Below are 25753 nucleotides of genomic sequence, written 5' to 3'. Positions count from 1 at the left end.
CGGGAGCAGTACCATGGGAATGACCCACATTGTTGACCGGCGACTGAACGGCAAGAACAAGAGCGCAGTGAATCGGGAACGGTTCCTGCGCCGGTACCGCCACCACATCAAAAAAGCGGTGTCGGACGCGGTTCAGAAGCGCTCCATCACCGATATCGAACGGGGCGAGAAGGTAAGTATTCCCGCCCGGGATATCGACGAACCGATTTTCCACCATGGCCAGGGGGGCCGACACGAGGTGGTGCACCCCGGCAACCAGGAATGGGTGGCTGGCGACACCATCCCCAAGCCCGAGGGCGGCGGTGGTCAGGGCCAGGGACAAGGTCAGGCCAGTCCCGACGGCGAGGGTATGGACGAATTCGCGTTCCAGATCACCCAGGAAGAATTCCTCGATTTTCTGTTCGACGATCTGGAGCTACCCAACCTGGCCCGCAAGCAGCTTAAAGACACCGAAGCCTTCAGCTATGTCAGGGCCGGCTTTACCAGCCAGGGCGTTCCCGCCAAGCTGGACGTGGTGCGCTCCCTGCGGGGCGCCCATGCCCGGCGGCTGGGCCTGGGCGGCGCCCGCAAGAAGAAGATCAAGGACCTGGAAAAGCAGCTGGAAGCCCTGAAAAGCGCTCCCGATGACCTGGACCCTGCCTTCAGCCACGAAGACCAGATCAAGGTGCTGGAAGAGGAAATCGCGCGGCTGAAAGCCAACGTCAAACGCATTCCGTTCATCGATGAAATCGACCTGCGCTACCGCCAGCACCAGAAGCAACCGAAGCCCGCCACCAGCGCCGTCATGTTCTGTCTGATGGACGTGTCCGGCTCCATGACCCAGATGCACAAGGACATCGCCAAGCGCTTCTTCATCTTGCTGTACCTGTTCCTGAAGAAAAACTACAAGAAGATCGACGTGGTGTTTATCCGCCATCACACCAGCGCCAAGGAGGTAGACGAAGAAGAATTCTTCTACAGCCGGGAAACCGGCGGCACCATTGTCTCCAGCGCCCTGAAACTGATGCACCGGATTATCGAATCCCGCTACTCGCCGGCGGAGTGGAATATCTATGCTGCCCAGGCCTCTGACGGCGACAACTGGAACGATGACTCCCCGGTGTGCGGCAAACTGTTGTCAGAACGCATTCTGCCCCTGGTGCAGTATTACTCGTACATCGAGATCACCCCCCAGGACCACCAGATGCTCTGGTACGAATACGAGAAAATCCTGGAACAGTTCCCGCAAAGCTTTGCCATGCAGCAGATTGCAGACCCTGCTGACATTTACCCGGTATTCCGACAGTTGTTCGAGAGGAAAGTGGCATGAGCAGCCTGATTGATCGCCCGAACGCACCGGAGAGCGAACAACCCGAGGCAGGAACACCTATTTCCACCGGCTCGGAGTGGACCTTTGAGCTGATCCAGAAGTACGACGAAGAAATTGCCCAATGCGCCGCCGAGTTCGGTCTGGACACCTACCCGAACCAGATTGAAGTGATTACCGCCGAGCAGATGATGGACGCCTACAGCTCCGTAGGCATGCCGGTGGGCTATCACCACTGGTCCTTCGGCAAGCAGTTTTTGCAAACCTCCAAGGGCTACCAGCGGGGCCAGATGGGCCTGGCCTACGAGATTGTGATCAACTCCAACCCCTGCATCGCCTACCTGATGGAGGAGAACACCCTGCCCATGCAGGCTCTGGTGATTGCCCACGCCAGTTACGGCCACAACTCCTTCTTCAAGGGCAACTACCTGTTCCGCACCTGGACCGATGCCAGTGCCATCATCGATTACCTGGTGTTCGCCCGCAACTATGTCGCCGAATGCGAGGAACGCCATGGCGTGGATGCGGTGGAGGAAATTCTCGATTCCTGCCACGCCCTGATGAACTACGGTGTCGACCGGTACAAGCGCCCGGCCCCTATTTCTGCCGCAGAAGAAGCCCTGCGCCAGAAAGAGCGGGAGGAATACCAGCAAAGGCGCATCAACGATTTATGGCGCACCATCCCCAGACCGGGGGAAGATGACGACCCGGTCAAACGCAAACCCCGCTACCCGGCAGAGCCCCAGGAGAACCTGCTGTACTTCACCGAGAAGAACGCGCCACTGCTGGAAACCTGGCAGCGGGAGCTGGTGCGCATCGTGCGCAAGCTGGCCCAGTACTTTTATCCCCAGCGCCAGACCCAGGTGATGAACGAGGGTTGGGCCACCTTCTGGCACTACACTCTGCTGCACCGGATGTACGAGAAAGGCCTGGTCACCGACGGCTTCATGCTGGAATTCCTGCAAAGCCACACGGCGGTGGTGTACCAGCCACCGTTCAACAGCCCCTGGTATTCCGGCATCAACCCTTACACGCTGGGTTTCTCCATTTTCACCGACCTGCGGCGGATCTGCGAGAACCCCACCGATGAAGACCGTGAATGGTTCCCCGACATCGCCGGCAAGGACTGGCTGGAAACCGTGCATTTCGCCATGCGCAACTTCAAGGACGAGAGTTTTATCCAGCAGTTCCTGTCGCCCAAGGTGATGCGCGATCTCAAACTCTTCGCGATCGAAAACGACGACCAGGAAGACCACTACACCGTCACCGCCATTCACGACGACCCGGGCTACCGGGTTCTCCGGGAAAAGCTGGCCCGCCAGTACAACCTCAGTTACCGGGAACCGAACATACAGGTGTGGAATGTGGATGTGCGCGGCGACCGCTCACTGACCCTGCATCACATCCCGGTGGACCGGGTGCCGCTGGGGCAGGAAACCGACGAAGTACTCCGGCACGTGCACCGGTTGTGGGGGTTTGATGTACACCTGGAAAGCGTGGATGAGGGCAGAATCGTAGCGGCGCATCACTGCCCTCCCCGTAACGACGACGCCGCCGACGACTAAACCGGGAAACTGGCCTTGGCCCGCAACCCGCCCAGTGGCGAGGGGCCAAGGTTCAGGCTGCCGCCGTAGAGCTCCACCAGCTCCTTCACAATCGCCAGGCCAAGGCCGGAGCCGGAGCGGCTTTCATCCAGCCGGGCGCCCCGGGTGAGGGCCTGTTCAATGTCGTCGGCCGACAAGCCCGGACCATCGTCCTCGATCACCAGCTCCAATCCTTCCACACCAAGCCGGGCAGAGAAACTTACCCGTTTTTCGGCCCAGTTGATGGCATTTTCCAGAAGGTTACCGGCAATTTCCTGGAGATCCTGCTGTTCAAAGCGGACCATGCCGGAACCGTTGATATGCGGATCAAGAACCAGCCCCCGACGCCCGGCGAGTGTACCCAGGGCAGACAGTACCGGCTCCAGCGCGTCAGCCAGGTCTACACCACCCAATGCCGCCGGCCCGGCGGCAGAAGCCCGTGCCAGATGATGGCGCACGGCGTCGTCAATGCGAGCCAGCTCGGTACGGAACGCGGTTCTTTGCTCATCCGGCAATTTGTCACTCAGGGTGGTCAGCACCGAGACTGGCGTTTTCAGCGCATGGGCCAGGTTACCGGCGGCGGTGCGGCCCCGGTCAATCAGCACCTGGTCGCGCTGAAGCACCTGGTTCATGGCATCCGCCAGCTTTGCCAGTTCATCCGGCAGGTCCGTAGTCAGGGAACGGGCCCGGCCCGCTTCCATGGCGCGCAGATCCTGCTCAAGCCGCCGTAATGGAGCCAGCCCCCAGCGAATCTGAAGGCCTATCATCAATAACAGCAAGACCCCCAGGGTGGTCAGCGATATCGCCAGCAACCGGTTAAACCGCGACACCTGGGTATCCACTTCCGACAGGTCAGCCGCAACAGACACCGACAACCAGCCATCAAAGGCCGGTAACTGTACATCCCGCTCCACCAGGCGGAGCCTCTGTTCCCGCGGCCCCGGAACGTCCACCCAGTCCGGCCCCCGGCCACTGACCTGGGGCAAGCGCTGATCCCACAACGAACGGGAGGTGATAACCTGGCCGCTGTTATCGTTTACCTGCCAGTACCATCCGGAGTACGCCCGCTCAAAGCGGGGATCACCCAGCTGCGAGCCCGGGGTCAGTTCACCGGTTTGTGGGTCGAATTCGATGCCGGCAATCACTACGTTCAGGAAGGACAGCAGGCGCTCGTCGAAGGACTGGCTCACAGCCTGCCGGACATTCCAGGCCAGCAGGGTGCCGGCCAGGGGTAAGATAACCAGCACCAGAACCAGCGCGGACACCAGCATTCGAACCGCGACCGGCCAACGGCGCAGGCGCGTGAGCATCAGGCCGATTCCCCGCCACTGTGCATCCGGTAACCTTGCCCGCGTACGGTTTCGATGGCACCGGCACCGAGTTTGCGCCGCAACCGGCTCACCTGCACATCGATCACATTGGAATCCGGCTCCTGGTCGCCGTCATAGACATGCTCGGACAACTCGGTTCGGGAAACAATTCTGGGTGCCGCATGGATCAGGCGCGACAACAGCCGGAACTCCTGGGCCGTCAAAGACACCGGCATGCCGGAACGGGTAACCTGCCCTGCGTGGGTATCAAGCGCTATGTCGCCCACGGTAATCACCGGGTGGGCATGGCCATGGGCCCGGCGCACAAGGGCCCGCAGGCGAAACAGGATTTCGGCGGTTTCAAAGGGTTTGGTGACATAGTCATCGGCACCGGCGGAAAAACCGGCCGCTTTGTCAGACCACCGTTCCCGGGCGGTCAGAATCAACACCGGCAAATCAATGCCCCTTCCCCGCCAGCCGGCCAGCCACTGGCTACCGTTGCCATCGGGCAAGCCGAGATCGAGTACCACCGCATCGTAGCGCTCGGTACTCACCAGGAAATCTGCGATGCGGCCGTCCCCGGCCACTTGCACCAGCAACCCGGCTTCGCGCAGGGCGCCGGCCAGGCCTTGTGCCAGTGCGGTATCGTCTTCAACCAGGAGAATCTTCATCGTCGCTCCATGCCCCGGATATTCCGGCCCTCAATCTCCAGAACCTCGCCAGTCCGGGCGTTCACCTCAAACTCCACCACCTGACCCTGGGGGCCCAGCAGTTCGATCTCATAAATAATCTCACCGTCGTCTTTCTCGATATCCACATCAATCACATCCCCGACCCAGTCCCGGGCCAGGCTGTCGAGAATCTCGCTCAGGGGTTTGATACGGCCGGCTTCCACCTCATGGTGCAGGCGACGCCAGTCATCGTCATCGTCGGCGCAGGCGACCTGCGCAAAGGGCACGGCGCCCGCGACAAGCAGCGCCAGCAGGAGCGCCCGAACCACCCGGCGGGAAAACCGGTCTGCGGGCAATAAGGGCGGAGAAAAACGGTCTTTGTCCATGCTCATTATGGTGACAAAAGTCAGATGAACGAATCATGAATGAGCCTATCACGATGCTGAAAGCCCTGCCCCGTTAATCTGGCCCCAGGCTGGTAGCCAACAGGGCAGAACCGGCAGGTCTCAAAACACAGAGAAACAAGGAGAACACCATGAAAAAGACCCTTACCATCGCATTGATCAGCGGCCTTGTCGCAGCCCCCGCAGCCTTTGCCAAGGGCAGCTTTGAAGACGCCGAACGCATGCTGCAGGTTGGCAGTGACTACGGCATCACCAACTTCCAGAGCATCGAGTTTGACGACGACCGGGCCGATGACATCGAGATCGAGGGCTGGATGGGCCAGGACTGGTTTGTGGAACTGGACCTGAACGGCAACGGCGACATCGAGCGGGAACAGCGCCGCAAGCCCAGAGGCGAGTCGTATGGCCTGACCGCGCAGGAAATTCAGGTCTTTCTGGATGCCGCCCGTGGGCAGGGCATGGAAACCATCGAAGAGCTGAAAATCAAGCGTAACGGCGACATCGAGGTAGAAGGCAACGATGACAACGGCCGGGAGCTGGAAGTGGACTTCCGTACCGGCAGTCTGGAACCCGTGAAAGTCGAGCGGGACAACTAAACCGAACCTTGAAAGCGCCTCTAGCCACCCTGCTCACCGGCCAGATAGCAGGGTGGCTGGACAATCGTCTTACCACCTCGGTTTTTGATCGTTTGCGGGCCGCTTAGCCAGTATACTTGCAGGCAACAACCATAAATTGAACGACTGGCGGAGAACACAACGGAATGAAACGGCTCGCAACACTGGACGCCTCCTGGCTGGCTGTGGAATCTGAAGACACCCCGATGCACGTGGGCACCCTGCAGATTTTTTCATTGCCGGAAGGCGCACCGGAAACCTTCCTGCGGGACATGGTTGCCCGCATGAAAGATGCCGGTGATGTAGCACCACCCTGGGGTTACAAGCTGGCCTGGTCGGGCTTTCTCGGACGACTGCTTGCCCCGGCCTGGAAGGTCGACAAGGATATCGATCTCGACTACCACGTACGCCACTCTGCCCTGCCCCGTCCGGGCGGCGAACGGGAACTGGGTATCCTGGTGTCGCGCCTGCATTCCAATCCGCTGGATTTCTCCCGCCCCCTGTGGGAATGCCACGTAATTGAAGGGCTGGAGAACAACCGCTTTGCCCTGTACACCAAGATGCACCATTCCATGATTGACGGCATCAGCGGCGTGCGCCTGATGCAACGGGTGCTGACCACCGATCCGGACCGGGTCAATATGCCGCCGCCCTGGACCGTGCGCCCTGAGCGGCGCCGTGGCAGCAAAACCGACCCGGAGGCGAGCGTGCCTGCTGCTGTTTCCCAGGCCATGGATGCCCTGAAACTGCAGGCCGACATGGCGCCACGCCTGTGGCAGGCCGGCAACCGCCTGGTGCATTCGGTTCGCCACCCGGAAGATGGCCTGACCGCCCCGTTTACCGGCCCGGTCTCTATCCTGAACCACCGGGTTACCGGCCAGCGCCGTTTTGCCACCCAGCATTACCAGCTGGACCGCCTGAAAGCCCTGGCCCAGGCGTCCGGCGGCTCCCTGAACGATATTGTGCTGTACCTGTGCGGCACCGCACTGCGCCGGTTCCTGCTGGAGCAGGACAGTGTGCCCGCCATCCCCCTGACCGCGGGCATTCCCGTCAATATCCGCCCGGCGGATGACGAAGGAACCGGTACCCAGATCAGCTTCATGATTGCCTCCCTGGCCACTAACGAGGCAGACCCGCTGAACCGCTTGCAGCAGATTAAGGCCTCGACCCGCCGGGCCAAGGAACACCTGCAAAAGCTGCCCAAGAGCGCATTGACCCAGTACACCATGCTGCTGATGTCACCCTATATTCTGCAGCTGATGTCGGGGCTGGGCGGCCGCATGCGGCCGGTGTTCAACGTGACCATCTCGAACGTGCCGGGGCCGGAAAACACCCTGTACTACGAGGGTGCAAAGCTCGAAGCCATGTTCCCGGTCTCGTTGATTGCCCACGGCGGCGCCCTCAACATCACCTGCCTGAGCTATGCCGGCTCGCTGAACTTCGGGTACACCGGTTGCCGGGACACCCTGCCGAGCATGCAGAAGCTGGCGGTGTACACCGGTGAGGCACTGGATGAACTGGAAAGCCTGGTGCTGCCGCCCAGGCCGAAGAAGCCGCGATCTACGGCAAAGAAGAAAAAGCCTGAGGCCTGATTAAAACCTGAGGCCCGATTAAAGTGCGGTGCCGGATTCGCTCTGCCAGTGTCCGGCACCCACGAAGATCATCTGCAGGAAGCGGGAAGTGCGCTTGCGTACCTGGCCAATCTGGTAATCATCATCCGCAGCGATACTGAGCAGGTCCGTCAGGCTGAAGGCAACGGTACGAACCACCAGGTCACAGGTCATATCCAGGTCGGCATCGCTCAGATGCTGCATCAGCCGAAGCCGGCGCAGATCGTTGGCAAGCTCACTGGCAAAGAACCGCATTTCACTGCGAATCCCTTCCTGAACCGCCCGGCTTTCACCCGCCAGCCCCTGGGCCATAAACATGAAAAAACTGCGATTGGCCTGAGCATGGGCTACAAATATACCCACTGACTCCTCGATCAGCTTGTCTGCCTGCAATACATTCCCCCTGGCCTCACGCATCATCCGGCGTAACACCAGCCCCAGCTCGTCCACCAGCTGCAGGCCCAGGTCGTCCATGCTCCGGAAGTGGCGATAAAATGATGTAGGCACCACCCCCGCCTGACGAGTCACCTCCCGGATACCCAGACTGGCAAAATGCCGCCCCTTACCCACCAGCTCCAGGGCTGCACTCATCAGTTTTCCCCGGGTTTCTCCCGGCCTGCGCCGTTGTTTGTCTGCCATCTTTTACCCGTACCGCGTTTATCAGGTTCACAAGTGTACACATTAGACCGTAGAAAAACCCTTCCAGCTTGTCATTTCGAGCCAACACTCCGGGCAGGTAATTGTTGAAAGTCAAACTTGTGTGTACAGTCGTACACATTAGTGAACACTATGTACACATAGACCCGTACAAGGCACCCGACAAACAAGGAGAACGAACATGCTGGCACGACTGACACAAACCAAGGCATTGCACTGGCTTGGCCGGCAATTACTGAACCGGGACGACCCCGCTGCCTGGCTGGACCCCCTCGCGGGTGCCATCAACCCGATGTGGGTACAGGAGTACACACCAGCCCGGGTAGAACGCATTATGGCCGAAACCGCCGGCACCAAAACCTTCGTACTCAAGCCCGCCAGCCGGTGGACCGGCTTCGAGGCCGGGCAGCATGTGAACATCTGTACCGAGATCGACGGTATTCGGCGCACCCGCACCTTCAGCCTGTCCAGCTCACCGGAGCTGTGGCACAAACAGGGCCTGATTACCCTGACCATTAAACGCCTGCCGGGCGGCCTGGTTACCAACTGGCTGCACGACTCCCTGAGCGAAGGCGATATCCTCGGCCTGGCCGATGCCTTCGGGGAGTTCCTGGTTCCGCAGCCCGCCAAACCCGTGCTGTTTATCGCCGGCGGCAGCGGCATTACCCCGGTTCTCAGCCAGCTGGAAACCATGGCCGCCAGCCACTACCCGGCGCCGGTTACCCTGCTGTATTTCGTGCGCACCGGTAACGACATTATTGGCCGGGAAAAACTGGAGGCCATCGCCGCCCGTTATCCCGGGCTGACCCTGAACATCATTGCCACCCATGAAGGCAAGGAACCCCGCTTCCTCTGCGATGCAGACCTGGAAGCGATTGACGGGCTGAAGGAACGCGAAGCCTACCTGTGCGGCCCGAAAGGCCTGATGGACCTTGCGACGGAATTGCTGCAGCAGCGTGGCCTGGCCGAATCGCAGATGCACAGCACGTTTTTTGCACCCCCTGCCCCGGCCGCCCTGGATAACGACCAGCTGGGTGGTGAGGTCAGCTTTACCCGCAGCAGCGTGGATGTGGGCTCCGAAGGCGATGCTAACCTGCTGGAAATTGCCGAAGCCGCAGGCCTCAAGCCCCGTTACGGCTGCCGCATGGGCATCTGCCACCAGTGCAGCTGCCGCAAGACCAGCGGCACCGTGGTTAACCGTTTGACCGGCAAGGTATCCGGCCCCGGCGAAGAAAGCGTCCAGCTTTGTGTTTCCGTGCCCCGCGGGCCGGTTCAGATAGACGTATAACCCAAAATTTTTGCGTTGCGGCCGGAGCGCCGCATGGAGAAAGCATTATGAAAAAGCTTAGCGAAGAACAACTGAACGGCCTCCAGCAAGACCTGGATGCCATCCGCGATGAAGTGCTGGCTGATCTGGGCGAGCGGGATGCCACCTACATCCGCAAGATTATCCGCCTGCACCGCACTCTGGAAGTGGGTGGCCGGGTGATGATGCCTTTTGGCTTCATACCGCCGGTCTTTGTAGCGGCCACCGCCAGCCTGGGTATCGCCAAGATCCTGGAAAACATGGAAATCGGCCATAACGTGATGCACGGCCAGTACGACTGGATGAACGACCCGGCCCTGAATTCCCAGACCTACGAATGGGACACCGTGTGCACCAGCGAATCCTGGCGCCAGACCCACAACTACGAGCACCACACCTACACCAACATCATCGGCAAGGACCGGGATTACGGCTATGCCGTGCTGCGCTTGGGCGATGATGTGAAGTGGCACCCGGGGCACCTGCTGCAGTTCGTGAACTACATCCTGCTGACGGTACTGTTCCAGTGGGGTGTGGGCGTGCATGAACTGGAGAGCGAGAAAATTCGCCGGGGTGAGTTGCGCTGGCGCGACAAGCTGCCGTTCCTGAAGGACTTCGCCCGCAAGGGTGGCCGCCAGGCCTTCAAGGATTATGTCTTCTTCCCGCTGCTGACCCTGCCCGTGGCCCCGATTGTGCTGGCCGGTAACGTGGGCGCCAACCTGATCCGGAACATCTGGGCATCCACGGTTATCTTCTGCGGGCACTTCACTCAGGATGCGGAAACCTTTACCGAGGAAGAGTGCGAAGGCGAGAGCAAGGGCCACTGGTACCTGCGTCAGCTGAGTGGCTCATCCAACTTTACCGGCGGCAAGTGGCTGCATGTGCTGAGCGGTCATCTGAGTTACCAGGTGGAACACCACGTATTCCCGGACCTGCCGGCCCACCGTTACCCGGAGATTTCCGCGAAGGTACAGGAAGTGTGCAAGAAGTATGACATTCCCTATAACACCGGCAGCTTTGCCAAACAGTACGGCACCGTGCTGAGCCGGATAGCCCGATTCTCCCTGCCGGATGCGGTCAGAACCCGCCTGGAACAGCGGGGAAGTGGCCAGCTTCAGGCAATCTGAAGCAGGCGCACCAACTGTGGCCGGTGCTGATCGCGGATCACATCGGCCAGGGTGTATTTATCGAGCACATCCAGGAACGCATTCAAGGCCTCACTGAACATGTGCTTGAGGCCGCACACCGGGGTAATCTTGCAGGCATTGTTGGAGGACAGGCATTCCACAATACTCAGATCCTGCTCGGTTTCCCGCACCAGGATTCCCACATTGATTTCGTCCGGGGACATGTGCAGGCGCATGCCGCCTTTCTTGCCGCGTACAGTCTCTATGTAGCCTTTCTTGTTCAGCTGGTGCACCACCTTCATCAGGTGGTTCTTGGAAATCTCGTAGCTGTCGGCGATTTCCTGGATAGTTGCCAGCCGGTCACCCTGTTCGGCCAGATAGATCAGAACCCGGAGTGAATAGTCTGTGTAACGGGTGATATGCATTTAATACTCCAAGGGGCCGTGCGGTTCAGCAGGACGGCCGGCTTATCAAGTAAGCGGCGATTGCCGAAAGACACAGGCCGGAAATTGTCAGTACCAGCAGGGGCGAGCCGAGCGCCAGCAGCATAGTCCAGCTCAGAACCATCATTCCCAGGGCCAGCAGTTTCGCTTTCAGGGGGATGGCTCGCCGTTCCCGCCACTGTTCAATGGCAGGGCCAAACGCCGGGTGCTGCTCCAGCCACAGGGCAAACGCCGGCGACCCTTTGCTGGCAAAAAAGGCGGCCAGCAACACAAAGGGCGTGGTCGGAAGCAGAGGCAACACTACGCCAGCTAACCCGAGCAATGCCGAGATATACGCAAGAATCCGGAAACCGGTTTTGTTTGGCTGTGCGGCCATCATGCGGGCCTCGTGACCGTTCATACCTGTATCCATTCTACCGTGATTAAGGAATAGGGTCTTGCTTTCAGTTTAGCGCCTATAACCTGCATAAAAAATACCCATTAATGGTTGTACGGTGGTAGCGGTGTTTATCCTTACCCAGGTCTCGGAATCTGTCTCAGGCTTTGCCATACTGCATCTATACTCATAACCATGTGTTGCAACAGGAATCCCCCAGATGCCCGCAAACCAACTGACAGACCGCTTCGGCCGCACGGTGAACTATGTTCGCCTGTCGGTGACGGATCGCTGTGACTTCCGTTGTGTTTACTGTATGGCTGAAGAGATGGTGTTTCTGCCCCGCAGCCAGATTCTCTCGCTGGAAGAGATTGCCCGGGTGGCCCGTAACTTTGTGGATCTTGGCACCGAGAAGATCCGCCTGACCGGGGGTGAGCCCCTGGTTCGCAAGGGTGTCCTGGACCTGGTCAGGGAGATCGGCAGTTACGGCCTGCGGGACTTCGCTATGACCACCAACGGCAGCCAGTTACCGCAGATGGCGGATGAACTGCGCCGGGGTGGGCTGCACCGCCTTAATATCAGCCTGGATTCACTGGATGCTGACAAGTTTCACCGTATAACCCGCACCGGCAAATTGAGCCAGGTGCTTGATGGCATTGAAGCCGCCCGGGAGGCGGGCTTTCGGGGTATCAAGCTGAATACGGTGGTGATGAAGGGCCGGAACGACGTGGAAGTGCCGGAACTGATCGAGTTCGCCCGGAAGAAGCAGCTGGATATTACCTTTATCGAGGAGATGCCGCTGGGGGAGATTTCCGAGCACGACCGTGGCCTGGCCCTGTGTACCAGTGCCGAGGTGCGGGATATTATCCGCCAGCGCCATGAGCTGATTCCCGCTACCGAGGATTCCGGCGGGCCTGCGCGCTATTACCGGATGGCGGACAGTCCGGTTCGGGTGGGTTTTATTTCTCCGCATTCCCATAATTTCTGCGACACCTGTAACCGGGTTCGGGTTACGGTGGAGGGGCGGCTTTTGCTGTGCCTGGGGAATGAGCATTCGATGGATTTGCGGGAGGTTTTGCGGGAGTTTCCCGGGGATGATGAGAAGCTTCGGCAGGCGATTATTTCGGCAATGGACTTGAAGCCGGAGCGGCATCACTTTTCTTCGGAGGGGGAGGTGCAGATTCTTCGGTTTATGAATATGACCGGCGGGTAAACCTTGGAGTGGGCGCAGGTGAGGGGGCGGCTTCCAAAAACCGCTCCTTGCGGCACCCCTTCGGGGTCCGGCCCACAATCACAGATTGTGGTCGCTCAGCTTTCGCATGAAGCTTCGCTTCATAAGCGCTCGGCTGAGCCCCTGTGGCGCTTCTGCTCCGCCATCCATGGCTCCGCACATTTTTGGAAGCCGCCCCCTCACCCGCGCTTTCGTGCTTTGGTGGCATAGTCCACAGAACAGACTAATCCTGTCACCCTGCTCTATCCTGAACTGTTTTTCCCTGTTTCTGCTTCAGTGGTCCATATTGTGACCGCTGTGGTCTTCTTCCATGTTGTGGTCGCCAGCCATTCCGGCTTCTTCCGCCATGTCCATGTCGTGTCCATCATGCATACCTTCCATGCCACCCATGTCGTGCATGGTCATGCCGGCGTTGAGGTGGTCCATGGTGATATCTGCGAAGGCGAAGACTTCTCCGCCATGCTCTGAGGCAAAGTCAGCGGCTTCGGTCTCGGTGGCGAAGGAGGCCAGGGTCGGGCCCATGGCGCCGGCGCGTTCGGAGCCGACGACGTAGAAGGCTTCACGGGCGTCGATCAGGTGGGTGTCGTCCGGGTGCTCCCAGTCGGTCTGGGCCATGTTGTGAACGTACAGGGTGTGGTCCCGGTTTTCGTTTTCCGGCTGCAGGAACCAGGCGAACATGTCTTTGGTGGAGCAGAACTTGCGGGTGTGCTGTTCGCGCTCGGTGAAGGCCTGGCCTTTGGGGCCCGGGAAGTTGGTGATGACCATGCCGCATACGTGGCATTCGTCGCCGGATTCGAAGTGGACGGGGTCGGGCTTGGCGACGACTTCCTGTTCACCGCCGGAGCAGCCGGCGAGGATGACGGCAGCCAGGGCGGCGAGGAGCCATTTGCTGAAGTGGGTTGTCATGGGTCAGTGCTCTCCGGTGAGGGTCAGATTCTTCGGTTTTTGAACAGTAACAGGGCGCCGCCCAGGGGAACGGCACACCATACCAGCAGGCCGAGCCACAGGCCGCCGGCGCCGATGGGCAGGTCGGAGCCCAGGCTTAGGACGCCGCTCAGCTGGCTGCTGTCGCCGAAGGCGACGATGTTGAGCAACCGGTAGATGTCGGTGGGGTTGAGCATCAGCAGCCAGGGCAGTAATTCGGGGTTGAGTTTGCCTTCGCTGGCCACCAGGACGCCCAGCAGCATCAGGTCAAAGATCAGGACAAAGAAGAACCAGATCGCCAGGGCCATGCCGGCGGCGACGGGCTTTTCGCTGACCCGGATGCTGACCAGGTACGCCAGGGCGATAAAGCCCCAACCCAGCAGGATAGTGGAGCCGATGAAGCGCCCCATGGCCACGGCCAGGGCGCCGATGCCGACGTCTTCTACCAGGACGGCAATGGCAATGCCCGCTACGCCAAAGCCGATCAGGGTGGCGAGGGCCAGGGTCAGGCCATGGCCCATGAATTTGCCCAGCAGCAGCTGGCTTTTGCTCAGCGGGTAGGTCATCAGCAGCAACAAGGTGCCGCCTTCTTCCTCACCGACGATGGCATCGTAGGCCAGCAACAAGGCGATCAGGGGGATCAGGAAGATACCCAGGCTGGCCAGGCTGGCGATGGTGGCAGGGGTGGAGGCGTAGCCTACCTGCCCGGAAGCGGCCGCGCCGAACCAGGCAATACCCAGTGCCAGGGTCGCGAAGACCACAGAGATTGCTACCAGCCAGCGGTTACGCAGGCTGTCGCTCAGTTCTTTGCGGGCGATGGTCCAGATTGCGTTCATTGGCTGCCTCCACGATGTGCCAGGCCGCCGGAGCCGATGAAGTGCACGTAGATGTCTTCAAGGCTGGGCTGGTGAATGCCCAGGTCGGCTACTTCTCCGGAGTTCATCAGGGTCTGGATCAGGGGCATTTTGTCCTGGGGCCTCACGTCTACCTGCAGTCGTCCGTTATCGGTTTTCATCATCAGGCCGGTGCTCTCCCCTGCCTGCTCAATCACTTTTTCGAGCGCAGCCAGGCTGTTGCTGGGCAACAGGCTCAGGGTAACCGGCATGTTGGCCTGCTGCCTCAGGGATGACAGGTCGCCGGCGGCTTTCAGGGCGCCTTCGGTCAGAATGGCGGCGCGGTCGATGTAGGGTTCAACGCCTGGCAGCACGTGGGAGCACAGGACAATGCCGGTGCCGTCGTCGCGCAGGTCGCGCAGCAGCCGGTACAGATCTGCGGTGGCCACCGGATCCAGGCCCACGGTGGGTTCGTCCAGCATCAGCAGCTTGGGTTTGCCCAGCAGCGCCTGGGCCAGGCCCAGTCGCTGGCGCATGCCCTTGGAGTAGGTTTTGGTGCGGGCGTCCATGGCATCACCAAGGCCCACCTGCTTCAGCAACTCCGGCACCTGGTGCAGGGGAGCGCCTTTGAGGCGGGCGAAATGGCTGAGAATTTCCCGGCCGGTCAGCTGCGGGTAGAACATCACGTTCTCCGGCAAGTAGCCAATATGCTGGGTCACGCTCGGGTCGCCGGCCTCGCCATCGAGGACTGACACTTTACCTTCGGTAGGCTTCATCAGCCCCAGTATCAGTTTGATCGAGGTGGTCTTGCCAGCCCCGTTGTGGCCGAACAGGCCGAGAATTTCTCCCGGTTCCAGCCGCAGGTCTACACCGTGCAGCACCGTCGCCTTGTCGTAACGGTGGCTGACGTTCTCAAGTCGAAAACAGCTCATCGGATCTCCGATTCCAGGTACTCGGGAATTCGCATCAGCGGATGGGGGTCACTCACACCGGCAGATTTCACTACTGGGAAGGCATCCTGCACCCAGCGCAGGGTGTCGACCGCGGGGCTGAACATCAGCACCTTGGCTTCCGGGTATTTCCACAGCAGCCGGTCCACGTTGTCGTTGGGCTCATAGGGGACATCGCCCAGACCGTCCTGGTTGCGGTCCCAGCCCAGGTAGTCACTCCAGAAATTGCCTTTGCCCTCTTTGGCCCAGGACTGGGTGCGGGTGGCCACATACTTGACCTGGCGCTCGTTGTTCACGAAGGCGTTGTCGAAAACTTCGTTGTCTTCCGAGCCGGCGGTCAGGTGAATGCCGATGTTGCTATCGGCAAACAGGTTGCCTTCGAAGGTGTTATACAGGGAGTTGTAGATAAACACCGCCTTGCCTTCGCCCCCGGTAATCATCACGTCACCGGTCTGACCTTCAGACACGCCCTTCACCACGTTACCCCGCAAGGTGGAGTTGGTGATGAAGTTCATCAGGATTCCGTAGTTCTGGTCGTCTTCCGAGCGGTTGTTGATAACGGTCAGGCGCTTGCTCTGCATCAGGGCATAGCCGGTGCGGGTACCCCGGGTAAGGTTGCCTTCCAGCAGGTTGTTCATGGAATACATGTAGTGGATGCCATACCGCAGATCCGTCATCACATTGTTGAGGATCTTGTTGTTATTGGCGGTTTCGATGTAGATGGCATCACGGGTCTGGCTGATGTCGTTGTCTTCAATCAGCGCCCCGGTGGTATTGAACAGGTGGATACCGTTGCCCCGGTCCTGGGACCGCAGGCTGATATCGCCTCGAATTCGGTTGTTGCGCACCGTCACATCCGGTGTCGCATCCAGCCAGATGCCGAAAGCCGGCCCCTGCAGCTGGTTGTTCTCGATGGTGGATCCCCTGGCTTCCCGGGCGACAAAAATGCCCGCGTCCAGTTCGTTCAGGTCCTTGCCCCAGTTGCGCACCGTGCAGCCGGATAAAGTGACTTCCTCGGCCAGGATATGCACAGCGTTGCCCTTGCCCCCGCCATCAATCACAGTGTCTGGCGCGCAGGACACAGTAACACCCGGCACCCTGACAGCCAGTGGCGAAAGTGTTTCGGGAGGAAGTTCGATGGCCGAACCCGGTTCCAGGTTATCAAGCTGCTGTTGCAGGTTCGCATGAGCGGCAAGCGATAAGAGAGCGACTGACAGGGCCACCCCATAACGCAGAATCTGGTACATCAAATGTTCTCAGAAAAAGGTGAAGGCAGGAGCCCCGAAACCGGGACTCCTTGCCAGGAGCAGTGATCAGGCCTTTTCGACCAGCATACGACCGCCCATTTCCATGTGCAGCGCATGGCAGAACCAGTTGCAGTAGTACCAGTACACACCGGGCTTGCCGGCCGTAAAGGTAACAGACGCTGTCTGCTGCGGGCTGATTTCCATGCTAACACCGTGGTTTACCATACAGAAGCCGTGGGTTACGTCTTCGATGGTATCCAGGTTGGTGACATACACCGTTACCTCATCACCTTCCTTCACCTTGAATTCGGTCATACCGTACTGCGGCGCAACGGAGGTCATGTAAACACGCACCTTGTTGCCGTCGCGGATCACCTTGTTGTCGGATTCCAGAGTCACACCGTCCTTCTCAGCCTGGGCACGACAGCTGGCGAAGTAGGGGTCGTTGCGCTCGTAGATCTTCTTGGTCTTGATCTGGTCACGACGTACCAGGATACAGTCGTGCGGCTCGGCATAAGTCGGGCCATCGTGAACCAGTTTCATTTCCTCGCCGGAAATATCGATCAGCTGGTCGTTCTCCGGATGGAGCGGGCCAACCGGCAGGAAACGGTCCTTGGAGAACTTGGACAGAACCACCAGCCATTTGCCATCGGCATCACGAGACTCGGTCAGCGAAGCGTGGTTATGGCCCGGCTGATACTGCACGTCCAGCTTCTGGCGGATGTAGTTCACCTTGTCGCCATTATAGTGCTTGATGGCATCGGCAATGTTCCACTTGCACACCTGGCTGTCGATAAACAGCGTGGTGTAAGCATTGCCACGGCCGTCGAAGGTAGTGTGCAGGGGCCCGAGACCCAGCTCCGGCTCGGCTACGATGGTGTCACGCAGCTCGATCTTGTCATCGAACAGGTCGTCCAGCTTGTCGATCTGGATGACCGAGGCGGTCGGAGACAGCTTGCCGTTGGCGATGAAGTACTTGCCATCCGGAGAGGTGTTCAGACCGTGCGGGTTCTTTGGTACCGGAATATAGCGGGTAAATTCAGATTTACCACGTCCGTCTACAACCGGAACGTCGGAATCGCCGATGGTCTTGAACTTGCCGGCTTTCACGGCAGCCGCGATACGCTCGATGTTGAACACGACGACCCAGTCGCGGTCGTTACGCATGGTGCCGGCCAGGTCCAGCGCCCGCTCGGAGTTGTAGCAGGTAGAGGCCGCGTACTTGCCGGTGTAGTCAGCATCGGTGTTATCCAGATTGCCGTCCACAATCACCTGCCAGGCCACTTCCATGGTTTCTGCATCAAGCGCGGTGAACATGGTGTAGCTGTTTTCCAGGCTGAAATCCGTGCCGTCGTTCGGCTGCGGAATTACAAACTCGGCGTTGCAGAATACGTAGTTGGTGCGCGGCACCTTCTGCAGACGCAGGCCATGGATCGCCTGCACGTTCGGAATGAAGGTGACCTTGTCCGTCTTCATGATATCCAGACGGATACGGGCTACCCGGGTGTTGGCCTTGTCGTTGATGAACAGGTACTTACCATCGTAACGACCGTCTTCCATGGAGATATGCGGGTGGTGGCAGTCGCCGTTCAGGTACTGCTGGTCGCCGCCAAGAATTTCCTTACTCTCGTTGGTGATACCCCAACCTGTAGCCGGGTCCACGTTGAATACCGGAATCCGCATCAGTTCACGCATGGACGGCACGCCCAGAACACGTACTTCACCCTGGTGACCACCACTCCAGAAACCGTAGTATTCGTCCAGTTCGCCGGGCTCGATGTAAATCTTGTTCTTGGCTTCCTTGGCGGCAGCGGCAAACGATTCACGGGTCATGATGGTTGAGCCAAGACCGGTTGCACCGGCTACGCCTGCGAGCGCCGCCGCGCCCATAAAGCGACGACGGCTCAGGCCGCCTTCCGGTGCCTCCTGCTTGTCCTTGATCAGATCATCTCTTTTTTTCATAGCATCCAACTCCGTTATTGGTTATGGCGGTTATTGCTTCTCATGGTTTTCCGGGGCCTTATGATTGGCTCCTCGGGACAACTCAGTTCACCTGCACCACCGGGATTTCTTCCGGGTGGCCGGGCGCGTTGTGACCACGGCGCTTGCCACGGCGCTTCACAATCAGCGGCGGGCACTTGTGGTCATCGAAATACGTCATCTGGCAATCCAGGCAGTAGTGACATTCCATGTAGTTGATATGCCCGTCCGGATGGATGGCCTGGACTTCACATTCTTTGTCGCAGAGGCGACAGGGGTTGCCACACTCTTTGCGACGCTTGAGCCAGTCGAATACCCGCAACTTGGTGGGCAGTGCCAGGGCAGCACCCAGGGGGCACAGGTAACGGCAGTAAACCTTACGGGTGAAGATATTCACCACCAGCAGCAGCGAGGCGTAGGTCACAAACGGCCAGCTACGGTCGAAATGCAGGGTGATAGCGGTTTTGAACGGCTCCACCTCGGCCATCTGCTCAGCGGTGGCCATGGACTCCAGGGACACACCGAACAGCACCAGCAGGATGATGTACTTGATCGCCCACAGCCGCTCATGCCAGGCAAACGGCACGGTGTACTGGGGCACCTTCAGCTTGCGGGCAATTTCGTTGATCAGCTCCTGCAGGGCACCGAACGGGCACAGCCAGCCGCAGTAAACCGCACGGCCCCAGAGCAGCACGATGCCGGCAACCACAGACCAGAGGATGAACAGCATCGGGTCGATCAGGAAGGTTTCCCAGGTAAAGCCGCTGATCAGGCTGTTCACAAAGGTCAGCACGTTCACAATGGAGAGTTGCCCCAGTGCATACCAGCCAATGAAGAACAGGGTGTAGACCAGGAAGCCATGGCGAATCCAGCGCATCATCTTCGGCTTCTGCACCAGCCAGTCCTGGAAGAACAGGATGAACAGCAGCACCAGAATACCGGCACCCAGCACCATCAGCTGGAACTCTTTCTGGTACCACACCTGCACCCACAGAGGTTGTTCTTCCAGCCATTCCTCTTCGGTCAGAACCGGCTCGGCGCGGGTGTAATACTGGTCCGGCAGCTGGTATTCCAGCGGGAATACCGCGAATTCGCTGTCCAGCGGGCCGGTCTGGCGCTTGACCGTCAGCTCCAGGGACCAGGGAGTACCCGGGTCAAACTTATGCTGCTGCCGGGCAATAAAAATGGCCATCTCGGAAAAGTCAGGCATGCCCTCGGCATAGACATCGCTGAGGCGGTAAAAGTCGAGATCCCGGAAGTTGAAGGTGTCACCAAACTGGCGAATCTGCACCCGGTCAAAGATACCGCCACGAACGTAGCCGGAACCTTTGAAGGAGTACTCACCATTGGCCATCACCGCGATGGCATGCTCACCGTCTTTCAGCTCGGACATCAGCCACTGGTACTGGCTCTCGCCCAGCAGGTTGCGGCCGATGGTGGGGGCATTCAGATAGGTGGCGTACAGGTCGATCAGCGGGTCATCCCGCTCATCCGGTGCGGCAGCTTCCACACCTTCAGCGGGGCCGCCCTTGAAAGCGTCGTCTACGGTACCGCGGGCCAGCAGCAGCCGGCGAACGGAACCATCTCCGGTCAATTCTTCCCAGGTCTTGTCCTGGATCGATTCGGTGTCTACTTCCGCTACCGGCGGGCGCTTGCTGCCTGCATTCACTTCGATCAGGCCCAGCTCGCCACCTACGCGGTGGGCGGTGCGCATGATCACTTCGTTGATCACCATCACGGTCACCGTGGCACCGGACAGGCCATCTACCGCCACACGGCGCTCGGATGACTTGCCACCTACCGTTACACGCTGGTCTGCTTTCAGCCCGGCGTACTGGTCAGTGAAGTCATGCATTTTTTGCTCGGGAATACCGATCAGCAGGATCGGTTCGTCGTGGTGGATAACCTTGGAGCCTTTGATCACCCCGTCGGTATCCAGCACCACCATGGCGTTCAGGGGCTTGCCGGAGTAGGCCGGAGTCTGGACAAAATCGATCGTCTGGTAGGCATAGCCCACCAGCTCTTCCCCGGCATAAAGTTCCTGGACGGCCCGGTTACCCTCAACCGGGCTGAAATCAGTCACCCCGGAAATGGCTCTCTCGATCACCTGGCGCCCGGCCAGCGGGTCGTATTCAGAGAGGGGTTGAGCGGAAACGGCGCTGGCCAGAAACAACAGCAAAAAAGACAAGGCAATCCGGGTGACAGCAATCACAAAGAATTCCCCAAACATGTTTGAATGACTACAAGGGTGGACGAGATTCCTGAAAAATCAAATACCTCTATGGGCATAGAGGCCCGAGGGCCTCAACCGGAATCAGAGACTCAGATCCATCAACCGCTGGGGGTCGGCGATGAACAGGCGGCTGCGATTAACCCGCACCAGCCCGCTGGATTTCAGGTCGGCCAGAATCCGTGAGAAGGTTTCAGGCTGCATGGCAAGGCGGGAGGCTACCAGGCACTTGGGCAACGGCAATTCCACTTCGCCGCCGTTGCGAGTTCCCTCCGGCAGCAGATCGATGAGATAGCGCACCAGGCGGTCACGGGCGCTCTGTACCGTCATGATTTCCAGGTCATGGAACCGGGTTACCGCACGCTGGGCATAGTGGCGCAGCGCAGCCTGTGCGTATTCCGGGTGCTGGGTGAGCAAATTCTGGTAGGCCTTCACCGGGATCATCAGCACTTCGCTGGATTTCAGCGCTTCGGCATAGCAGGCGTACTTGGGCGGGTCTGCATAGATCATCACCTCGGCAAAGCAGTCACCGGGCGCAAGGCTGTCCAGGGTGCGATCGATGCCGGAGGAGTCCAGGCGGTACAGCCGCAGCCGGCCGGAGATGACAAAGAAAAAATGGTGAGCCGGCATATCCTGGCGATACAGCAGCTGGTGATGGCCCAGGCGAAGCCGGCGGGACTGCTGGATCAGCCCGTCGAGATCTTCGTCTCGCAGAGTGCGGAACAAGGTGTGGTTACGGAGCGCATCAACGCCGTCCTGTTCGCTCAGGGTCTGGTTTACGGCTACCAGTACGGGCTTGGAGTATCGGTTGTCTGCAACTTGCATCATGGCCATCGGTGTATCCCCTGTGCATTTTCATGCATACAAAATCATTGTTTTAATACTAGAGGGTAGACACGCCGAATTCCCTCCCCCGATGGGGGTATCCGGGCAATTACCGCCTGACATTTGATCTAACTCAAATATTGATAAACGCGATGGCGGGTGCCTACCGCAAACATCAGCAGGCAAAGCCCTAAAAGACCGAACAACAGCATGAAAACCGCCGTGCGGATGCCCAGCCACTGGTTAATGGCACCAAAGGCCACGGGCAGCAGGAAGGCCACGGAGCAAGCGCTCACCAGCAGCAGGCCGGCAAACAGCGAGGCCTCGGCCCGGTTGGCCAGTATGACCTCCCGCTGCAAACTGCCCATGGCGCAGCCCAGGGCCACCCCCAGCAGGATTACCAACCCCCGTTCCAGGATAACCGGCAACGCGAAGTTGACCACGATATCCCCTTCCACCCCGCGGATGTGCAGGGTCATGGGCGGGTAGGACAACACAAACAGGGCGACCAGGCTGGCAATCAGTGCCAGGGCGGTCACCGGGGTACTGCCCAGCCGGTCTGACAGCGCACCGCCGGCAATCTGGGCCAGCGCGCCGGGAATAACAAACCACTGGGCCATGCGGGCACCTGCCCCCAGTTGCAAGCCGAACTGGGCAGAGAGAAAGTCCGGCAACCAGAGGGCAAGGGCGAAAAAGCTGCCGGCCACCACGCCGAAATACAGGCACAGCGGGAGCGAGCGCCCGTTACGCAACAGCTCGGATACTGGCCGGCCCGTGGAACGAGCACCCTCCCCGGCGCCGTACTGGCGTGCGTCCGTGAGTAGTAGCACCAACGCAATCACCAGCAGCAGCACAGTCAGGTAGGCAAGGGGCACTCCCTGCCAGGAGTAGGCCTCGTGGAACAGCGGAACCAGGTAATAGTTGAAGGCCGCACCGGTAACCCCGGCGCCAAAAATTCCGAGAACCAGCCCCAGCCTTTGCCGGCAATGGCTGGTCACATAATGCAGGCCGGCACTGTAAAAACCGCCCGCCAGCCCAAGGCCCGCGGCCACAATCAGGTGTGCGGGGTAACTGTTGGCCACCAGCAGAAGCGCCATACACAAGGCCAGGCCGGTAAGGCAAAACAGCATGACTGCCCGGGCACCGAAACGCCTGGCACACAGGCCCGCCGGAATGGCCAGCAGTGCGCTGACCGCCATCGGCGCCGCCAGCAGCACTCCGAACTGCACACTGGACAGCGCCAGCTGGGCCTTCACATGCACGCCCGCCACCGCAAACAGCGTCCAGCAGCCGGCAGCCACCACAAAGCCTGCCAGTGCCAACGGCAATACCACCGCTAGCGAGGCCAGTTCTTCGTCGTCCTGTTCCGGAAGTGCGTGCATTTATTCACCCTGCAAAAGACCAATCCTCAGTCTCGGCTTTTACGTAGCGCAAGGTCAAAAGCTATGATGGGATACCAACTATCGGGGTAATTGACTATCCTCAAAGAGGTATCCCGAGTAGCGGCTTTCAGCCATAATCCGCCCGAAGCTGCCTTTTATATGACCATTATCCGGAACACCTGCTACGAATGACTTCCAGAAGCCCGCTGGTAAACCGACTGGCCGTTGCGATCGGCGCTATTGTTCTGACCGCTATCGTCAGCATGGCCACTACCCTCGGCATTTCCAGCAGCATCGAGGGCAATGCGACCGCCATCAACCAGGCCGGCGCCCTGCGTATGGCAGCATTCCAGCTTGCAGCCCGCTCCGCCACTACAGACCTGACCAACGGCGATGCCAGTATCGAAGCCCAGACAGCCAGTTACCAGAACCGGCTGGAAACCTCCGCCATTGTGCGCTCCATACCACGCAGCACCGACCACCCGCTGGCTCTGCAGTACCAGAAGGTCAAGCAGTTGTGGCTGACCCGGCTGAAGCCGGAAATCGAGCAGCATGAGGCCGGCACACCGCTGACCCCCGCTATCGTGGCGTCCATCGAACAGTACACCAGCGAAGTCGACCTGCTGGTTTCCATGCTGGAGCAACGCACGGAAGCCCGTATCGACCTGCTGCTGCTGATCCAGATCATCAGCATGATTTTTTCCATCCTGATTGTGATGGCACTGTTCCTGGACCTGAAAAACCGGGTACTCCGCCCGCTGCGCAAACTGATCCACATTGCCACTGCCGTGGGTGAGCAGGACTTTTCCCACAAGGCCAACCTGAAAGGCAACGACGAACTGGCCCGGTTGGGCCAGGCCTTTGACCAGATGACCAGCGAACTGGCTCTGACCTACTACGAGCTGGAAAACCGGGTACAACGGAAAACCGAAGAACTGGAAATCAGCCACTCCGCCCTGCAGGCCATGCACGTTGCCAGCCGCGGCCTGTTCGCCAACCACGACCTGTGCAGCGGTGCCATTCCAATCCTGCAGGAGCTGGAGCGGCTTCTGGGCATCGGCCCTATCCGCCTGTACCTGCATGAAAAAGGCTCACCAGAACCCATCGAGGCGGTAACCACCGCCACCAGCAAGCGCCCGTTCTACTGCCGGGACCACCACTGCAACGCGTGCCTGGTCACACCCGAGGTGTACGACGACCTGCCACTGGAAGGCAACGACGGCCGTCGCCTGTTGCTGCCCATCCGCACCCCGGGCCAGTTGCTGGGCACGCTGGAAGTCTGGTATCCCGCTGACAAGGGCTTGCCGGATATGTCACGCCGACTGCTGGAAACCATGACCGACCAGCTGGCCACGGCCATATTCCTGGAACGCCAGATTACCGAAGAGCAGCAACAAACCCTGGCTGAGGAGCGCACCGTCATCGCCCGGGAACTGCACGACTCCCTGGCCCAGTCCCTGTCTTACCTGAAAATGCAGGTAACACGGCTGCGCCGGCTCAATATCAGCGGTGACCAGGAAAAACTGCACAGCGAGATCCTGGACGAACTCAGCACCGGCCTGAACAGTGCCTACCGCCAGTTGCGGGAACTGCTGGCCACCTTCCGCCTGAAACTGGATACACCGGACCTGGCCAGTGCCCTGAGCAAAACCATCGATGAGTTCTCTGAACGGCTGGGCCGGCCGGTGGCACTGGAGTACAACCTGCCGCCCCAGACCCTGTCGCCCAACGAAGAGATCCACACCCTGCAGATTATCCGGGAAGGCCTGGCCAATGCCGTCAAGCATGCCGATGCCACCGACATTGCTGTAGAGGTCGTATTTGAATCTCCCAGAGTCTGTGCCCGTATCAGGGATAACGGCAAAGGCCTGCCCGGAGGCGGACAACCCGTGAACCACTACGGCATGGTGATCATGCAGGACCGGGCCAGGACTCTGGGCGGAACCGTAGAAGTGAAAAACCGGGAGGAAGGCGGCGTGGAAGTTGAGTTAACATTCGTTCCCAAAAGCCGGAACCTGATTGCCGTGCAGTCATCAACCGCCTGAACCGACAAATGCCTTAAACGAGAAAGAATATGTCTGAAACACCCGCAAGTATCCTGCTGATAGACGATCATCCCTTGCTGCGCCAGGGCATCAAGCAATTGATCAGCATGGAACAGGATATGGAAGTTGTCGGCGAAGCCAGCAACGCCGCCGACGGCATCCGGATGGCAACCGAGATAGAGCCCGACCTGATCCTGATGGACCTGAACATGCCGGAGATGGACGGCATTGAAGCCCTGAAAAGGCTCAGGGCCCAGAACATCAGCTCCCGCATTATCATGTTCACCGTTTCAGACCAGGAAGACGACGTGGTTGCCGCCCTGCGCGCCGGCGCTGATGGCTATCTGCTCAAGGACATGGAACCGGAAGACATGATCGCCCAGCTGCACCAGGCAGCCGTTGGCAAAATGGTGATCAGCGACCGGCTGACCACCCTGCTGGCCGAAGCCCTGCGCTCCAACAAGCCGCAACAGGCCTCGCGCCCGGATTTCGACAGCCTGACCCCACGCGAAAAGGACATCCTGAAACTGATCGCCGAAGGCCTGTCCAACAAGATGATCGGCCGCAAACTCGACATCAGCGATGGCACAGTGAAAGTCCACGTAAAACACCTGCTCAAAAAACTGAGCCTGCGCTCCCGGGTAGAGGTAGCGGTGTGGGCTGTGGAAGAAGGCCTGCACAAGGGCTGAGTTATATCAA

General features: G+C 59.5%; 23 protein-coding genes. 9 read left to right on the top strand and 14 right to left on the bottom strand.

What is annotated here, in order from left to right; genetic code table 11:
- Positions 1–19: 19 nt before the first annotated feature.
- Together H3Z84_RS04650 and H3Z84_RS04645 are read left to right on the top strand one after the other, a co-directional pair.
- Positions 20–1309 carry a YeaH/YhbH family protein gene (locus H3Z84_RS04650; protein ID WP_206768830.1) on the top strand — a complete coding sequence of 430 codons (1290 nt, stop codon included), beginning with the start codon at positions 20–22 and terminating at the stop codon, positions 1307–1309.
- Positions 1306–2871 (top strand): SpoVR family protein, encoded by a 1566-nt coding sequence (locus H3Z84_RS04645; protein ID WP_199456627.1) that lies wholly within the window; start codon positions 1306–1308, stop codon positions 2869–2871. Before H3Z84_RS04650 ends, H3Z84_RS04645 begins: the two co-directional genes overlap by 4 nt.
- Here the strand turns inward: H3Z84_RS04645 and H3Z84_RS04640 are convergent.
- Genes H3Z84_RS04640 through H3Z84_RS04630 form a run of 3 tightly spaced genes read right to left on the bottom strand, consistent with a single transcriptional unit; the run spans position 2868 to position 5262 of the window.
- On the bottom strand, positions 2868–4199 hold the full coding sequence (locus H3Z84_RS04640) for a sensor histidine kinase (protein WP_199456625.1): 1332 nt from the start codon (positions 4197–4199) through the stop codon (positions 2868–2870). The genes H3Z84_RS04645 and H3Z84_RS04640 overlap by 4 nt on opposite strands.
- Complete coding sequence (locus H3Z84_RS04635) at positions 4199–4870, bottom strand: response regulator transcription factor (protein WP_199456624.1); 672 nt, start codon at positions 4868–4870, stop codon at positions 4199–4201. Before H3Z84_RS04635 ends, H3Z84_RS04640 begins: the two co-directional genes overlap by 1 nt.
- Entirely contained in the window at positions 4867–5262 is a 396-nt protein-coding gene (locus H3Z84_RS04630) for a PepSY domain-containing protein (protein WP_228285705.1), read from the bottom strand. Before H3Z84_RS04630 ends, H3Z84_RS04635 begins: the two co-directional genes overlap by 4 nt.
- Positions 5263–5405: 143 nt before the next feature.
- On the opposite strand from H3Z84_RS04630, the gene H3Z84_RS04625 reads away from it, so the two are divergent.
- Both H3Z84_RS04625 and H3Z84_RS04620 read left to right on the top strand, forming a co-directional pair.
- Positions 5406–5870 (top strand): PepSY domain-containing protein, encoded by a 465-nt coding sequence (locus tag H3Z84_RS04625; protein WP_199456622.1) that lies wholly within the window; start codon positions 5406–5408, stop codon positions 5868–5870.
- Positions 5871–6034: 164 nt separating this feature from the next.
- Positions 6035–7480 (top strand): WS/DGAT/MGAT family O-acyltransferase, encoded by a 1446-nt coding sequence (locus tag H3Z84_RS04620; protein WP_199456620.1) that lies wholly within the window; start codon positions 6035–6037, stop codon positions 7478–7480.
- Between the two features lie 18 nt (positions 7481–7498).
- Here the strand turns inward: H3Z84_RS04620 and H3Z84_RS04615 are convergent, their stop codons facing one another.
- A complete protein-coding gene (locus H3Z84_RS04615; RefSeq protein WP_199456619.1) occupies positions 7499–8137 on the bottom strand; it encodes a TetR family transcriptional regulator in 639 nt (212 codons plus the stop codon).
- A gap of 199 nt (positions 8138–8336) precedes the next feature.
- Here H3Z84_RS04615 and H3Z84_RS04610 point away from each other — a divergent pair, with 199 nt between their 5' ends.
- Entirely contained in the window at positions 8337–9443 is a 1107-nt protein-coding gene (locus H3Z84_RS04610) for a ferredoxin reductase (protein WP_199456617.1), read from the top strand.
- A 47-nt stretch (positions 9444–9490) separates the two neighbouring features.
- Positions 9491–10588 (top strand): fatty acid desaturase family protein, encoded by a 1098-nt coding sequence (locus tag H3Z84_RS04605; RefSeq protein ID WP_058341663.1) that lies wholly within the window; start codon positions 9491–9493, stop codon positions 10586–10588.
- On the opposite strand, the gene H3Z84_RS04600 is transcribed toward H3Z84_RS04605, so the two are convergent.
- Positions 10576–11013 (bottom strand): RrF2 family transcriptional regulator, encoded by a 438-nt coding sequence (locus tag H3Z84_RS04600; RefSeq protein WP_022987876.1) that lies wholly within the window; start codon positions 11011–11013, stop codon positions 10576–10578. The genes H3Z84_RS04605 and H3Z84_RS04600 overlap by 13 nt on opposite strands.
- Positions 11014–11038: 25 nt before the next feature.
- Positions 11039–11431, bottom strand: a complete 393-nt coding sequence (locus H3Z84_RS04595) for a YbaN family protein (protein WP_094623724.1) — start codon at positions 11429–11431, stop codon at positions 11039–11041.
- Positions 11432–11627: 196 nt separating this feature from the next.
- On the opposite strand from H3Z84_RS04595, the gene moaA reads away from it, so the two are divergent.
- Positions 11628–12620, top strand: a complete 993-nt coding sequence (gene moaA, locus H3Z84_RS04590) for a GTP 3',8-cyclase MoaA (protein WP_199456615.1) — start codon at positions 11628–11630, stop codon at positions 12618–12620.
- Between the two features lie 291 nt (positions 12621–12911).
- Here the strand turns inward: moaA and H3Z84_RS04585 are convergent, their stop codons facing one another.
- The 8 genes from H3Z84_RS04585 to H3Z84_RS04550 form a co-directional block, all read right to left on the bottom strand.
- Positions 12912–13544, bottom strand: a complete 633-nt coding sequence (locus H3Z84_RS04585; protein ID WP_199456613.1) for a nitrous oxide reductase accessory protein NosL — start codon at positions 13542–13544, stop codon at positions 12912–12914.
- Positions 13545–13567: 23 nt separating this feature from the next.
- Positions 13568–14398 carry an ABC transporter permease gene (locus tag H3Z84_RS04580; RefSeq protein WP_199456607.1) on the bottom strand — a complete coding sequence of 277 codons (831 nt, stop codon included), beginning with the start codon at positions 14396–14398 and terminating at the stop codon, positions 13568–13570.
- Positions 14395–15327 (bottom strand): ABC transporter ATP-binding protein, encoded by a 933-nt coding sequence (locus tag H3Z84_RS04575; protein ID WP_199456605.1) that lies wholly within the window; start codon positions 15325–15327, stop codon positions 14395–14397. The genes H3Z84_RS04580 and H3Z84_RS04575 overlap by 4 nt, the downstream gene beginning before the upstream one ends.
- On the bottom strand, positions 15324–16592 hold the full coding sequence (locus tag H3Z84_RS04570; protein ID WP_199456604.1) for a nitrous oxide reductase family maturation protein NosD: 1269 nt from the start codon (positions 16590–16592) through the stop codon (positions 15324–15326). The genes H3Z84_RS04575 and H3Z84_RS04570 overlap by 4 nt, the downstream gene beginning before the upstream one ends.
- A 66-nt stretch (positions 16593–16658) precedes the next feature.
- Positions 16659–18554, bottom strand: coding sequence for a TAT-dependent nitrous-oxide reductase (nosZ, locus tag H3Z84_RS04565; RefSeq protein ID WP_199456603.1), 1896 nt, complete (start codon positions 18552–18554; stop codon positions 16659–16661).
- Between the two features lie 82 nt (positions 18555–18636).
- Entirely contained in the window at positions 18637–20802 is a 2166-nt protein-coding gene (nosR, locus tag H3Z84_RS04560; protein WP_199456602.1) for a transcriptional regulator NosR, read from the bottom strand.
- Between the two features lie 84 nt (positions 20803–20886).
- Positions 20887–21636, bottom strand: coding sequence for a Crp/Fnr family transcriptional regulator (locus tag H3Z84_RS04555; protein WP_199456601.1), 750 nt, complete (start codon positions 21634–21636; stop codon positions 20887–20889).
- 119 nt (positions 21637–21755) lie between these two features.
- On the bottom strand, positions 21756–23009 hold the full coding sequence (locus tag H3Z84_RS04550; protein ID WP_199456600.1) for an MFS transporter: 1254 nt from the start codon (positions 23007–23009) through the stop codon (positions 21756–21758).
- Between the two features lie 188 nt (positions 23010–23197).
- On the opposite strand from H3Z84_RS04550, the gene H3Z84_RS04545 reads away from it, so the two are divergent.
- On the top strand, positions 23198–25054 hold the full coding sequence (locus H3Z84_RS04545) for a histidine kinase (RefSeq protein WP_199456599.1): 1857 nt from the start codon (positions 23198–23200) through the stop codon (positions 25052–25054).
- 29 nt (positions 25055–25083) lie between these two features.
- The gene (gene narL, locus H3Z84_RS04540; protein WP_199456597.1) at positions 25084–25743 is read left to right on the top strand and encodes a two-component system response regulator NarL; all 660 of its coding nucleotides are present in this window, start codon (positions 25084–25086) and stop codon (positions 25741–25743) included.
- The last annotated feature ends 10 nt before the right edge of the window (positions 25744–25753 follow it).

The organism is Marinobacter sp. bablab_jr003 (genome assembly GCF_016464245.1).
Lineage (GTDB): Bacteria > Pseudomonadota > Gammaproteobacteria > Pseudomonadales > Oleiphilaceae > Marinobacter > Marinobacter vinifirmus.
Note: the sequence above shows the minus strand (reverse complement) of the source record. Positions and strands in the feature narration are given on the sequence as shown.

Excerpts from the sequence above, each read along its gene's own strand:
- H3Z84_RS04575 (WP_199456605.1), bottom strand. The coding sequence starts at position 15,327 with ATGAGCTGTTTTCGACTTGAGAACGTCAGCCACCGTTACGACAAGGCG.
- H3Z84_RS04600 (WP_022987876.1), bottom strand. The coding sequence starts at position 11,013 with ATGCATATCACCCGTTACACAGACTATTCACTCCGGGTTCTGATCTAT.
- H3Z84_RS04645 (WP_199456627.1), top strand. The coding sequence starts at position 1,306 with ATGAGCAGCCTGATTGATCGCCCGAACGCACCGGAGAGCGAACAACCC.
- H3Z84_RS04620 (WP_199456620.1), top strand. The coding sequence starts at position 6,035 with ATGAAACGGCTCGCAACACTGGACGCCTCCTGGCTGGCTGTGGAATCT.
- H3Z84_RS04545 (WP_199456599.1), top strand. The coding sequence starts at position 23,198 with ATGACTTCCAGAAGCCCGCTGGTAAACCGACTGGCCGTTGCGATCGGC.
- H3Z84_RS04585 (WP_199456613.1), bottom strand. The coding sequence starts at position 13,544 with ATGACAACCCACTTCAGCAAATGGCTCCTCGCCGCCCTGGCTGCCGTC.
- nosZ (WP_199456603.1), bottom strand. The coding sequence starts at position 18,554 with ATGAAAAAAAGAGATGATCTGATCAAGGACAAGCAGGAGGCACCGGAA.
- H3Z84_RS04555 (WP_199456601.1), bottom strand. The coding sequence starts at position 21,636 with ATGGCCATGATGCAAGTTGCAGACAACCGATACTCCAAGCCCGTACTG.
- H3Z84_RS04570 (WP_199456604.1), bottom strand. The coding sequence starts at position 16,592 with ATGTACCAGATTCTGCGTTATGGGGTGGCCCTGTCAGTCGCTCTCTTA.
- H3Z84_RS04625 (WP_199456622.1), top strand. The coding sequence starts at position 5,406 with ATGAAAAAGACCCTTACCATCGCATTGATCAGCGGCCTTGTCGCAGCC.
- H3Z84_RS04630 (WP_228285705.1), bottom strand. The coding sequence starts at position 5,262 with ATGAGCATGGACAAAGACCGTTTTTCTCCGCCCTTATTGCCCGCAGAC.
- moaA (WP_199456615.1), top strand. The coding sequence starts at position 11,628 with ATGCCCGCAAACCAACTGACAGACCGCTTCGGCCGCACGGTGAACTAT.
- H3Z84_RS04615 (WP_199456619.1), bottom strand. The coding sequence starts at position 8,137 with ATGGCAGACAAACAACGGCGCAGGCCGGGAGAAACCCGGGGAAAACTG.
- H3Z84_RS04605 (WP_058341663.1), top strand. The coding sequence starts at position 9,491 with ATGAAAAAGCTTAGCGAAGAACAACTGAACGGCCTCCAGCAAGACCTG.
- H3Z84_RS04595 (WP_094623724.1), bottom strand. The coding sequence starts at position 11,431 with ATGAACGGTCACGAGGCCCGCATGATGGCCGCACAGCCAAACAAAACC.
- H3Z84_RS04650 (WP_206768830.1), top strand. The coding sequence starts at position 20 with ATGACCCACATTGTTGACCGGCGACTGAACGGCAAGAACAAGAGCGCA.
- H3Z84_RS04550 (WP_199456600.1), bottom strand. The coding sequence starts at position 23,009 with ATGCACGCACTTCCGGAACAGGACGACGAAGAACTGGCCTCGCTAGCG.
- narL (WP_199456597.1), top strand. The coding sequence starts at position 25,084 with ATGTCTGAAACACCCGCAAGTATCCTGCTGATAGACGATCATCCCTTG.
- nosR (WP_199456602.1), bottom strand. The coding sequence starts at position 20,802 with ATGTTTGGGGAATTCTTTGTGATTGCTGTCACCCGGATTGCCTTGTCT.
- H3Z84_RS04610 (WP_199456617.1), top strand. The coding sequence starts at position 8,337 with ATGCTGGCACGACTGACACAAACCAAGGCATTGCACTGGCTTGGCCGG.
- H3Z84_RS04635 (WP_199456624.1), bottom strand. The coding sequence starts at position 4,870 with ATGAAGATTCTCCTGGTTGAAGACGATACCGCACTGGCACAAGGCCTG.
- H3Z84_RS04640 (WP_199456625.1), bottom strand. The coding sequence starts at position 4,199 with ATGCTCACGCGCCTGCGCCGTTGGCCGGTCGCGGTTCGAATGCTGGTG.
- H3Z84_RS04580 (WP_199456607.1), bottom strand. The coding sequence starts at position 14,398 with ATGAACGCAATCTGGACCATCGCCCGCAAAGAACTGAGCGACAGCCTG.